This window comes from Burkholderia sp. MSh2, assembly GCF_000731655.1.
In the GTDB taxonomy this organism is placed as follows: Bacteria; Pseudomonadota; Gammaproteobacteria; order Burkholderiales; family Burkholderiaceae; genus Burkholderia; species Burkholderia paludis.
In genome coordinates, this window is the sequence record NZ_JPGM01000091.1 from 16,030 (window position 1) to 28,525 (window position 12,496).

8 protein-coding genes and 1 pseudogene are annotated in these 12,496 nt (G+C 67.6%); 5 read left to right on the forward strand and 4 right to left on the reverse strand.

Annotated features, from left to right (window positions below; genetic code table 11):
- Window positions 1-237 precede the first annotated feature (237 nt).
- Both GQ57_RS35165 and murQ read right to left on the reverse strand, forming a co-directional pair.
- Entirely contained in the window at window positions 238-1,044 is an 807-nt protein-coding gene (locus GQ57_RS35165; protein ID WP_081895015.1) for a GntR family transcriptional regulator, read from the reverse strand.
- Between the two features lie 54 nt (window positions 1,045-1,098).
- Entirely contained in the window at window positions 1,099-1,995 is an 897-nt protein-coding gene (gene murQ, locus GQ57_RS35170; RefSeq protein ID WP_031402996.1) for an N-acetylmuramic acid 6-phosphate etherase, read from the reverse strand.
- Between the two features lie 353 nt (window positions 1,996-2,348).
- On the opposite strand from murQ, the gene GQ57_RS35175 reads away from it, so the two are divergent.
- The 3 genes from GQ57_RS35175 to GQ57_RS35185 all read left to right on the forward strand — a co-directional run bounded on the left by GQ57_RS35175 (window position 2,349) and on the right by GQ57_RS35185 (window position 6,013).
- On the forward strand, window positions 2,349-3,860 hold the full coding sequence (locus tag GQ57_RS35175; RefSeq protein ID WP_081896849.1) for a PTS transporter subunit EIIC: 1,512 nt from the start codon (window positions 2,349-2,351) through the stop codon (window positions 3,858-3,860).
- Between the two features lie 89 nt (window positions 3,861-3,949).
- Complete coding sequence (locus GQ57_RS35180; RefSeq protein WP_031402998.1) at window positions 3,950-5,065, forward strand: porin; 1,116 nt, start codon at window positions 3,950-3,952, stop codon at window positions 5,063-5,065.
- 69 nt (window positions 5,066-5,134) lie between these two features.
- The gene (locus tag GQ57_RS35185) at window positions 5,135-6,013 is read left to right on the forward strand and encodes a hypothetical protein (RefSeq protein WP_034200296.1); all 879 of its coding nucleotides are present in this window, start codon (window positions 5,135-5,137) and stop codon (window positions 6,011-6,013) included.
- 249 nt (window positions 6,014-6,262) lie between these two features.
- On the opposite strand, the gene GQ57_RS35190 is transcribed toward GQ57_RS35185, so the two are convergent.
- Window positions 6,263-8,515, reverse strand: a complete 2,253-nt coding sequence (locus GQ57_RS35190; protein WP_235215183.1) for a TonB-dependent siderophore receptor — start codon at window positions 8,513-8,515, stop codon at window positions 6,263-6,265.
- Window positions 8,516-8,770: 255 nt separating this feature from the next.
- On the opposite strand from GQ57_RS35190, the gene GQ57_RS35195 reads away from it, so the two are divergent.
- Together GQ57_RS35195 and GQ57_RS35200 are read left to right on the forward strand one after the other, a co-directional pair.
- Window positions 8,771-9,613, forward strand: a complete 843-nt coding sequence (locus tag GQ57_RS35195) for an AraC family transcriptional regulator (RefSeq protein ID WP_160257586.1) — start codon at window positions 8,771-8,773, stop codon at window positions 9,611-9,613.
- Window positions 9,614-9,911: 298 nt separating this feature from the next.
- Entirely contained in the window at window positions 9,912-12,071 is a 2,160-nt protein-coding gene (locus GQ57_RS35200) for a TonB-dependent receptor (RefSeq protein WP_160257587.1), read from the forward strand.
- Between the two features lie 111 nt (window positions 12,072-12,182).
- On the opposite strand, the pseudogene GQ57_RS35205 reads toward GQ57_RS35200, so the two are convergent.
- Window positions 12,183-12,496: pseudogene (locus tag GQ57_RS35205) on the reverse strand (PLP-dependent aminotransferase family protein); the annotation flags it as partial.

The window sequence follows — 12,496 nt, forward strand, 5'->3', positions numbered from 1 at the left end:
GGGTCGGGCATCGACAGGCGCTCAACGCCTGTCGAATCTCGGGATGGTCATTGGCGCCGACAGTGACGTTGCGCTTGCCGGTGCGCATCGCGGATGCCGGGAATCCGTATTCCCCGACTGGAAACGGCGCGCCGCCTTCCGTCTCCCGGTATGGCGGATCGCAGCAGAGGATCGTGTGCGGTCGGTCGTACCGCTTGCTTCATCACTGCCCGGGACGGCTCCGGCGCGGCGGAGCCATCACGCCTTACCCATCACCGCGAGGTAGTCGTAGCGGTCGCCACGATAAAACGACCGCGTCAGCTCGAGCGGCCGCCCCTCGACCGAGAACGAGCGGCGCTCGATATGCAGCACCGGATCGCCGCCACGAATGCCGAGCAACTCGGCATCGAGCCCGGACGCCAGCTCCGCGCGCAGCCGCTGCAGCGCCCTCACCGGGCAGATGCCGGCGGCATTCAACGCGCCGTACAGCGAATCGCCGAACTCCAGGTTGCCGCCGAGCAGGTCGGCGGCCAGCACGGCGCGCTCGACGGCCATCGGCACGGCATCCGCGGTCCTGACCCGCTCCAGGTGCATGACGACCGAATCCGGCGCGAGCCCCAGCGCGAGCGACTCCTCCGGGGTCGGGCGGCGCAGTTCGCGCTTGACCCAGTGCGACCCCGGGCGGAAACCGCGCCGGAGCATGTCGTCCGAGAAGCTGGTGATCTCGGTCAGCGGCTGCTCGACGCGCGCGGAAACGAAGGTCCCCGCGCCCTGCCGCGCCTCGACGAGCCCCTGGCGGATCAGTTCCTCGATCGCGCGCCGCACGGTGTCGCGCGACACCTGCAACTGCGCGGCCAGCTCCCGCTCCGGCGGGAAGCTCTCGCCGGTCTTCATCGTGCCGTCGACGATGATCGCGCGCAGCATCCGGGCCAGCCGCGAGGCGATCGGCATTCTCGCGCCGCCCGGCGACGGCGCATGCAGCTCGGCGACCTGCGACGCGCCGAACAGGCGCGCGTCGGGTTGCGGGTCGAGCGAAAGAAGGTCATCCAGGCGGCGTTCCGTCATCGATACACTAGAAAAGGTCAGGATTGAACAGGCGACGCGGTGCGACGCACGGCGTCAGGACGGCTTGCGCGACTGCAGCGCGCGATGAATCGATCCGCCATGCTCGACGGACAGCGCTTCGGCCTCGCCGCAGCTCAAGCCGGCCAGCAGCATCAGTATCGCGATCCGCGGGCGGTTGCCCGCTTCCGCCAGCGTCCGCGCCGCGACGTCCGGCGCGACGCCCGCCGCTTGCGCGACGATCGATTGCGCGCGGAGCTGCAGCTTGTGATTGTGCACCTGCAGGTCGACCATCAGATTGCCATAGGTCTTGCCGAGCGCGACCATCGACAGCGTCGACAGCATGTTACAGACCATCTTCTGGACGGTTCCGGCCTTCAGGCGCGTGGATCCCGCCAGGATCTCCGGGCCGCAGTCCACTTCGATCGCGACATCGGCAACGGCGCCGACCTCGCTCCCGCCGTTGCACGCCACCGATACCGTGCGGCAGCCGATGTGCCGCGCATAACGCAGCGCGCCGATCACGTAGGGCGTGCGGCCGCTCGCGCTCAGCCCGACGACCACGTCCTCGCACCGCAGCGCGATGTCCTGCAGGTCCGCCTGCCCCTTTTCCGCGGAATCCTCGACGCCCTCGGATACGCCGACGAAGCCGCCCGCGACGATGCCCACGACTTCCCGCGGCGACATGCCGAAGGTCGGCTGGCATTCCAGCGCATCGAGATAGCCGATCCGGCCGCTGTTGCCCGCGCCGATGTAGACGAGCCGGCCGCCCGTGCGCAGCGCCTGCGCGACCGCCCGCACCCCCGCCGCGATGGATGGCAGCGCGCGTGCCACGCACGGCGCGATGAACGCATCCTCGCGATTCATCAACGCCACGCCTTCCTCGATGCCGAGCTGGTCGAGGTTGGCGCTGAAGACGTTGGGCTGCTCGGTGATCAGACGATCCAGCGGCATGACGACGCTCCACAGGTTGGGTGAGAGATGGAGTCGATCATAATTGGTATGGCATTGGTTGTAAATCGAGAATTCATCCGATGCGATGACGGCAGCGGCGTCGACTTTGGCGAATCCTCTTGCGAAACACCGATAATTCATTGATAACACGCATATTTTCTCTTGAACGCGGCCAGTTCCATCATCCTGACCCCGTTATCTCCAACGCTGGAAAGCTATCCACCAATCCCTTGGACAGCTTCTAAAAAACTACCTATTGCCAACCATTATATGTATTGGTACGTTCCAATTTATCGACAGTTCACTGTATCCGCCTCCGAATCGGGGCGGTTCGGTCTTTCACGGGAGCAGGCATGGCGGCGGACACGACAGAGCGGTTCAGGGCATTGGCCCACGCGATTCTCGGTGCAATCGGCGGCGCACGGAACGTGCGCCACCACACGCATTGCATGACGCGACTGCGCGTCAGCCTCGCCGATCCCGCGCTCGCCGATCCGGCCGCGTTGCGGCAACTGCCCGGCGTGCTGGGCGTGGTGAGCGGCGATCCGCTGCAGGTGGTCATCGGTCCGGGCACCGTCAAGCAGGTATGGAGCGCGTTCGCGCAGGCATTGAGCGAACACGATGCGAGCGGCGCGCCCTCGCCGGCCGATGCGCCGGCCGCCCCGCCGCCCGCGCCCGCGAAGCGCGGCAACCACGCCGTGCGCGGCTTCCTGCGCCGCATCGCCGCGATCTTCACGCCGCTGATCCCCGCGCTGGTCGGCGCGGGGCTGATCAACGCGCTCGGCGGCCTGCTGCTGCTGTGGGCCAGGCATTCACCGCCCGACAGCGCCGGCGACCTCGCCTTTCTCGCGACCGTCGCGTCGACGATCGGCACGGCGTTCTTCGCATTCCTGGTGATCCAGGTCGGCATGAATGCGGCGCGCGAATTCGACGGCACGCCGAGCCTCGGCGGCGCGGCCGCGAGCGTGATGATCGTGCCGGCGCTGACCAAGCTCCCCGCGTTCACGCTGCCGCTCCTCGGCGAGATCGTGCTGCGGCCCGGCCAGGGCGGGCTGATGGGCGCGCTGCTGGCCGGCGCGCTGGTCGCGCTGGTCGAGCGCAAGCTGCGCACCCGCATCCCGCCGGCGATCGAGACGCTGGTGACGCCGACGGTGTCGCTGCTCGTCGCCGGCGTCGCGACGCTGTTCGTGCTCATGCCGGTGGCCGACGTGCTGACGAACGGCGTCAGCAAGATCACCACGCTGCTGCTGAACGTCGGCGGCATGCCGGCCGCGTTCGTGCTCGCCGCGTCGTTCGTGGGCCTCCTGATGTTCGGCCTGCATCAGGCGCTGATCCCGATTCATGCGCAGCTCATCGCGCAATACGGCTTCACGGCGCTGTTCCCGATCCTCGCGATGTCCGGCTGCGGACAGGCCGGCGCCGCCTTCGCGCTCTATTTCCGCGTGAAGGATGCGGGCCTGAAACAGCGGATCCGCGACACGCTGCCGACCTGCATGCTGGGCGTCTCCGAGCCGCTGCTGTACAGCGTCACGCTGCCGCTCGGCCGCCCGCTCGTCACGTCGTCGATCGGCGGCGGCATCGGCGCGCTCGTGCTCGGATACTTCGCCAGCCACGGCGACTTCGTGGGCGCGACCACGATCGGCCCCGCCAACCTGATGCTGATCCCGCTCGTCACGGGCCCGATGGGCCTGGGCAGCAGCGTCGCGGTCTACTGTCTCGCGACGGCGACGGCCTATGCGTCGGCGTTCGTGCTCACGTGGTTCTTCGGGCTGACGCAGGATCAGCGCCGGCAGTTCGTCCGGCCCGCCGCACCCCGCCCGGCGCCGCGCGCCGACGGGCCGCTGCCGGTGCAGCAGCCGCGCTGAGCGCACCCGGCAGTCGTGCGGAAAGGCGGTCGTGCCAGGGGGGAACGGCCGCTTCTTTATCGCCCTATTAAATATGGATAGCTAAATAAATGAAAAGCCGAATCGCCTTCGCGGTCGCGTGCTTCGTGACGACACTCGCGCATGCGCAATCGAACGTCCTGCTGTGGGGACGCCTGGGCGGCGACGTCCAGTACACGAGCGGCGTGCAGACGCCGCACGGGCTCGCGTCCCGCTGGTCGGAAGGCAGCGACTGGGGCGTCAACATCATCGGCCTGAAGGGCACGGAAGACCTGGGGAACGGCAATCACGCGCTGTTCTGGCTCGAATCGGCGTTCACGCCGACCGGCTCGCTGGTCGCCGGGCTGATCTTCCAGCGCGCGGCCTGGGTCGGGCTGAAGAACGACACCTACGGCACGATCCGGTTCGGCCAGGGGCCGATGCTCAACAACTACGTCTGGGAATACGACCCGCTGCTCGAGGAGAACTTCGGCGCGCAATCGTTCGTCGCGTACCGCAACGGCTCGCGCCTCTCCAACGGCATCCGCTACCTGTCGCCGGACCTGAACGGCTTCTCGTTCGACGCGGAGCTGAACCTCGGCAACAGCCCGACCAGTTTCAATGCGGGCGATCCGGCCAACGCGGGCAAGGCCGGCCGCGCGGACGGCGTCAGCGGCGCCTACACGCGCGGCGATTTCCAGGTGCGGGTGGTCTGGGACGAGATCCGCAACGCGCAGGGCATCGAGAACAACCTGTTCAGTTACTCGCGCGAGCTGTTCGTCGGCGTGCGCGACCGGTTCGGCCCGTTTCGCGTGCAGGCCGCGTACACGCACTACTCCGCGCCGGATACGCCGGCCGGCCTGTCCGACCGCGCCGACCTCTGGTGGGCCGGCCTCACGTACGACGTGAATCCGTTTTTCCACCTGCAGGGCGCGGCCTACACGATGAAGGTCGGCCCCGGTAAATGGACCGCCGATCACGACGGCGAATCGCGCGTGACGATGGTCGGCGTCGGCTGCATGTACGACCTGTCGAAGCGGACGTTCCTGTACAGCATGGCGGCGCACGTGTTCAACAGCGCCAACGCGAATTTCGGCGTCAATCCGCAGAGCCCGGGGCTCGGGCCGATGAACGCCGGCTGGGGCACGAACCCGGCGCCGGGTCACGGACAGACCGGCGTCTATGCCGGCATCGAAACGATGTTCTAGCCGGCGCGACCGGCGCGGTAACGGCGCCGCACGCCATGTTCCTTCCACTTGCCTACCAGGAGTCCAGCCATGTCATTCCGATCCCTCCGCCGGCGCGCGACGATCGCCGCAAGCGTCGGCGCCGCAGCCCTGATCGCACTGGCGCTCGCCCGGCCGTTCGATGCCGGCGCGGCAGCGTCGTTTACCGTCCTGGACGACACGGCCTACGCCGACGTCACGATCGGTCACGGCGCGATCAAGACCAATTTCATCCCGGCCCGATACTGCCAGCCGCTCACGTACGATGCGTCGACGGGCAAGGTCAAGCTGCCGTCGCAGAGCGACTGGGTAGCGCTGGTCAACACCTACGACCCGACGCCGGCCGATTCGGCCGGCTACCTCGTGCTCGACTGCGAGAAGCTGTACCTGACCGGCAGCACGGCGACGATCGCCAACCGGTTCGCGATCCTCAAGCAGCTTCAGCAGTGGACCCAGGAGATTCGCCCGAACCGCGTGCTCGGGTGGTACGGGCTCGCGAACGCGGCCAACATCAGCACGGTGGACCCGGCCAGCGCCTATCGCGACATCGCGCAGCTGATGGATCTCAACAACGGCCAGACCGCCTATTTCCCGAGCGAATACGTGAAAGCCAACGGCACCTCGCCGTACACGGGCGCGGCATGGGCGTCGCAGCTCAACACCGACCTCGCGACGACGGGAACGATCGATCGCCAGAGCAGCACGGGTGCGCACCCGGCCTTTCCGTACATCTGGCCGCAGTACTACGACCAGAACACGACGCTGATCCCGGCCTCGACCTGGCAGAGCATGCTGAACACGATCCGCAGCACCACCGCGGCCGGGCTGATCATCTGGGGCGGCCAGAATCCCGCCGTCGAATACGACGCGAACAACGACGGGAACGGCCCGTGGGTGGCGGTCACGCAGGCGTTTCTCGACAGCCTCTGATCCACGCACGTCCCGGCCTCGCGGGGCCCTGTCCGGCCGGTTGCGTCAGGACGGGGCGCCCGCGCGCCGGGCCGCGCGCACGGGCGGCAGGTCGGCGCGCGGCGTTTCCCGCGCCGGCGTCGCCCGGTATCCGTACGCCGGGCAGGCGCACGGCACCGCGTGCCGCGCGCGGATACCCGGGGCCGCGACGTGCCGGAACCTTGGAGCCGACGGGTTCGACACGGGGCCGCGGCCCTCGTCGCGATCGGCTTACCACTGATACTTCGCCGTACCCAGCGCGCCGATCTTCGAGCCGTAGTAGCACGCGCCGCCCGAGCAGTACGCGACGTAGGTCCGATTCGTCAGGTTGGTCGCGTTGAGCGCGAATTTCCAGTTGCCGATGTCGTAATGCACGGCCGCATCGAGCAGCACCACGCTGCTGACGTCGAAGGTGTTGGCCGTATCGCCCGCCGACATGCCCAGGTAGCGCACCCCGCCGCCGAAGCCCAGGCCGCGCAGCGGCCCACCGTGCAGCGTGTAGTCGGCCCAGATGCTGGCCATGTTGCGCGGGGCGAAGGTCGGACGCTTGCCGACTTGCGACGCCGTGTTCGACTTCAGGACGACCTGGTTCAGATACGTATACGAGCCGAGAATCGCGAGCGCGTCGGTGAGCTGCACGCGGCCCTCGAGTTCGAGGCCGCGCGAGCGCACTTCGCCGGTCTGCACCGAATAGCCGGGGTGATTCAGGTCGGCGGTCGTGACGTTGTGCTGCGTGAGATCGAACAGCGCCGCCGAATAGAGCGCGCGATAGCTCGTCGGCTGATACTTCACGCCCACCTCGTACTCCTGCCCGGTGGTCGGCACCAGCGCCTGGCCCGCGAAGTTCACGCCGGTGGTCGGCTGGAACGACTTCGCGTACGAGAAGTACGGCGCGATGCCGTTGTCGAACAGATACGACAGGCCGCCGCGCCACGTGAACGCATGCGGCGTCTGGTTCTGCAGGCTCGAGGTCGAGCCGCTCGTCTGGATGTTGGTCGAGGTCCAGTCGTTGCGGATGCCGAGCGTGAGCAGCCAGCGGCGATACTCGATCTGGTCCTGCAGATAGACGCCGAGCTGGTCGGTCGCGGTGTCGACACGCTTGGTCGTCTTCGTGATCCGGCCAAGCGCCGAGAAGTCCGGGTTGAACGGGTCGAGTGTGCCGATGGCGCCCGAACCCGAATTCGTGCCGCTCAGCAGCCGCTGATAGTCGACGCCGAAGAGCACCGTCTGCTTGACGTCGCCGGTCGAGAATCTCGCCTCGAGCTGGTTGTCCATCGCGAACTGGCTCAGGTGCTCGCGGTCGAGGAACGCGTTCATCGTGAGCACCGACTGGTTCGTGCCCGCCTTCCAGGTGCCGAAGTACGACTGATGGTAGTCGACGTCGTCGTGCATGTAGCGCGCGTTCGAGCGGAAGGTGAAGGCATTGCCGAGCTTCTGCTCGAACCTGTAGCCGAACGCGTACTGCGTGCGGCGGAAGTAGTCGTCGTCCGGATTGCCGACGTAGGTGCCGGGGCTGATCCTGCCGTTCGGGTTGTAGGTTGCCGTGCCTTGCACCGGCAGCGAATCGAACTGGCCGCCCGCGGGATCGCGCTGATATTGCGCATAGAGCGTGAGGCGCGTGTCGGCGCCCGGCTTGAGCGTGACGCTCGGCGCAATCGCGACGCGCTGATCCTTGACGCCGCCCACCTGGGTATCGGCGTCGCGGCCGAGCCCGACGATCCGCCACAGCACGGTGCCGTCCTTGTCCACCTTGCCGCCGACGTCGAACGCCGCGCCGTAGTAGTCGTGATTGCCGAGGCGCAGCTGAACCTCGTTGACCTGATCCTCCGTCGCGAGCTTCGACACCATGTTGACGATGCCGGCCGGGCTGCCCGCGCCGTAGAGCACCGACGCCGGGCCGCGCATCACCTCGATGCGCTCGAGGAAGTACGGGTCGATCCGCGGATTGGCGTAATACTGGTTCAACTGCAGCGCGAGACCGTCGAGATATTCCGTGTAGTCGAAGCCGCGCCCGCGCAACTGGTCGAAGCGGAAGTCGGTCGAGTCCTGCGAATACACGCCCGGCGTGTAGCGCAGCGCCTGGTCGACCGTGGTCGCGCCCTGCTGCTCCATCTGGTCGCGCGTCACGACCGACACGGACTGCGGCACGCGCACGATCGCCGTGTCCGTCCTGGTGGCGGTCGTGGCGCGGGTGGCGACGATGCCGGCGGTCGGGCCGGTCGGCGACTCGCGTTGCGCCAGCACGTTGACGGCCGGCAGCGTGCCGTCGACCGCCGGCCGTGCATCCTGTGCCGGCGCCGAAACGGCCGCGGCGCCCTGGCCGGCGCGCTGCGCGCCTTGCGTGCGGGTCGCGTCGTCGCCCGACTGCGCGTGCGCAAGCGCGGAAACGGCCAGCGGCATGCCCAGCAGCGCCGCCCGTGTGGGCAAAAACGCCGCGCGCCATCCGCGCGGCCCGGCCATGGTGTTGTCCTTGCGTCCCTTCATCGTCAATCCACTCGCGAATGTTAATGATAATGCGTCTTATTACGTTTTCTGAAGCTATAATCCCCGCGGCAACGGACGCCGCAGGCAAAGGCGATGCGCGGATGGGGGACTGTGTCGTTCGATGGCCCAGGCGCCGCACCCCGTGAACACACGCCGGGCGGCCGTCTGGCGAGGTCAGATGTTATTAGTTGGCGCTCCGCAGAGGCAGACGACCTGTGGGGCCGATCCGGACATGTTTTGGCAACGATGAGCGTTATGAGTGGGTTTTCGAATGAAACGGACAATTCGCGCCGTGCGCCGCCGCCTTCCGTCGCCCCTCCGCCAGCGGGCAGCCTGCCTGCCGTGTTCGGGCAGGCGATCGAATACGAATCGGGCGCGCGCGAGGTCGCGCATACCCACCCGCGCGCGCAGTTGCTGTACGCAACCCGCGGCCTGATTCGCGTGCGCACGCCGGCCGCGAGCTGGGTCGTGACGCCCGATTGCGCGATGCTCGTGCCGCCGCGCGTGGAGCACGAGCTGGAGATGGTCGGCAAGGTCGGATTCCGCACCCTTTACGTCGATCCGTGTCCGATCTGCGGAAACGACGAGGGTCGCCTCCTGCCCGTCGACCCGCTGCTGCGCGAGGCGATCCTGGCGATGACTCGCCAGCCGGTGCTTCCGCGCGAACCGGGCAGCCTGGCCGACATCCTCACGCAACTGATCGTCAACCTGCTTGCCGCGATCGCGCCGGGCGACGACCTGCACGGTCGCCTGCCGCTACCGCAGCATCCGCGGCTGCGCCGCATCTGCGAGGCGCTGGTGGCCGAACCGGCCAACAGCGATTCGCTGGAACATTGGGGCGACCGCTTCGGCGCGAGTTCGCGAACGCTGGCGCGGCATTTCCAGCGCGAGACCGGGATGCCGTTCGCGAAGTGGCGCGAGCAGATGCGCGTATCCGAGGCAATGTGCCTGTTGTCGACGAATGCGCCCGTGGACGAAGTCGCTCGCCGTCTCGGCTACGCCGATGCCAATTCCTTCGCCGCGATGTTCAAGCGCGTGCTGCATACGACGCCGCTCAAATACCAGACGACGATGTGCCGCCCCGCCCCCGACGCGTAGCGTCATGACGCCCCGGCCGGCCGTTTGCACCGGGCCGGTCGCCCGCGCACTGTGCTCTGTCGGCCGCGGACCGATTGCCCCGCTTGCCGCGAGCACCCCGACGATAAAATCGGCACGACAACGCTGCACCGGACCGCGTGACGCCGGCCTGCCGGCGTTGTATCGCAACGAACATCACGAGCGCTCATTCGTTCGCCCTGGACCCATGAGCGCTTTTTTTCGATCTCGTTATATCCGACCAAACATATCGAAGCGCTCGCTCGCATATTGAACGGAGCAGCGCCAGAAGCTGATGCACATGAAGAAAAGAGAATGGGTATTGGGGCCGGCGGTGTTTGCCGCCTGGATCGGCGCGGCTCACGCGCAGCAGTCGCCCGGCGAAACCGTCCTGCCGCCGATCGACGTCTCGGCGCCGGCGCCCGGAACGGCCCGCTATTTCACGGACAGCGCGGCCATGGGTGCGCTCGGCACGCAGGCGATCCAGGACATTCCCGCGTCCGTCACGGTCGTGCCGCAAGGGCTCCTGCTGAACCAGCAGGTAGCGACGGTCAACGACGCGCTGCGCTACCTGCCTTCCGTCACGATCCGCAACCAGCAGGGCTATGAAGTCTCGCGCCCGCAGTCGCGCGGCTTCCAGGGGTCGATCGTGCAGAACACGCGGCTCGACGGCTTCAACGTGATCGGCACCACCGCCATTCCGGCCGAAAACCTGCAGGACATCCAGGTGCTCAACGGCATGGCCGGTTCGCTCTACGGCCCGCAAACGCCGGCCGGCACGTTCAACTACGTGTCGAAGCGTCCCACCGACCAGCCGTTGTTCCGCTTCACCGAGGGCTACGATTCCACCAGCGTGTTTACCGAGGCGCTCGACGTGGGCGGCCGCGTCGGCCCCGACGGCATCCGCCCCGACGGCGCGATCGGCTATCGCTTCAACCTGGTGCACGGCGAAGGCAGCAGCTGGGCGCCCGACAGCCGCAGCAACCGCACGCTGCTGAGCGCGGCGCTCGATTTCCACCTCGACCGGCAAACCGTCGTAGAGACCAGCTTCAGCCATTACCAGACCAACATCACCGGCCTGCCCGGCAGCATCACCTACGACAGCGGCAAGAGCACGTTCCTGCCGGCGGCCGTCGACCCGACGCGGCTCGGCTACGGGCAGCCCGGCGCCGGCACGGATCTGATCACGAACACCGCGTCGATCAAGCTGAAGCACGACATCGACGACCAGTGGAACGTCGAGGTCGGCCTGCTCTACCAGAACGCCGACCGCGGTCTGTACGGCATCACCAATGCGCTGACGGACAACACCGGCCGCTATACGGTGACGAAGAACTTCAACGCGGTGCCGCACTTCGCGATCGCGAGCGACACGGCTTCGCTGAACGGTCATTTCTCCGTACTGGGGATGATGAACGACTTCACGCTCGGCACGAACGGCTTCGACAACGCGCAGTACTCGTCGCGCAACCCGATCGCGACCGTGCTCGGCAGCGCGAGCCTCGCGAACCCGGCCGTGTTCGCGGCGCCGCCGGTGCCGAACAATGGCGGCCAGTACCGCTCGGCGACCCTGACCGAGCAGACCATCGTGCTCGGCGACACGCTGCACCTTAACCCGCGGTGGGCCATCCAGGGCGTGCTGAACTCGACCTTCATCGACCAGCGCAGCTTCGACGCGAAGGGCCGCGAGACGGGCGGCAACGCGCAGGCGGGCGCCTTGAGCCCGACGCTGAGCGTGATCTACCGGCCGACGCAGGCGCTGACGACCTACGCGACCTTCACGAGCGCGCTGGAACAAGGCGACCAGGCGCCGGCCGGCACCGCGAACGCGAACCAGTTCATGACGCCGTACCGCGATCACGAATACGAAATCGGCGCGAAATACGCCCCCAATCCGGACTTCCTGATCAGCGCCGACGCATTCTGGATGACGCGCCCGCTGGGCGCGACGAATGCGGCCACCAACGTCTTCTCGGTGATCGGCTCGCAGCACGACATCGGCGCCGAGCTGTTCGTGCAGGGCGAGCTGACGCACGACCTGAGCCTGTTCGGCGGCGTCACCTATGTGGACGCCACGCTGAACCACACCGGCAATCCCGCGACCGACGGCGGCATGGTCGTCGGCGTGCCGCGCTTCAAGGGCGATCTCGCGGCCGACTACCATCCGGCCTTTGCGGACGGTGTCGCGTTCACCGGCGCCGTGCACGTCGAAAGCAAGCGCGCCGCGACCAACACCAACAACTCGTTCGCCGCGGGCTATGCGACGTTCGACCTCGGGCTGCGCTATTCGAACGCGTTCTTCGGCCATCGCGAGACGTTCCGCTTCCAGGTCGTCAACCTGACCGACAAGCGCTACTACGCGTCCGTCGCGGACGGCAACATCGTCGGCAGTCCCGGCGCGAATACCGCGTATCTCGGCACGCCGCGCACCTTCATGGCGTCGCTCGAACTGGACTACTGACACGGCGGTCCCCTTGAACGGGGCGGCGACGCAACAGGCCGCCCCGCAAACGACAGAGCCGGCGCGAGGCCGGCTCCGTCGTTGACGCTCGATGCGTGCACCCGCGCCCGTTCAGCGCATGCACGCCGCGGCCAGCTTCCCGACCGTGATCACCGCCTGCTCGATCTCCGGCGACCACGGGCTGCTGTAGTTCAGCCGGATGAAGTTCCGGAAGCTGTCCGTGATCGAGAACATGTAGCCGGGCCCGATCGTGATCCCCTGCTCCAGCGCGAGCTGGTACAGGCGCATCGCGTCGACCTGCGCGGGCAGCTCGACCCACAGCACGTATCCGCCCGCCGGACTCGAAATGCGCGTGCCTTCCGGGAAGAACCGCGACACCATCGCCCGCATCAGGTTCGCCTGCTGCGCATACGCCTTGCGCAGGC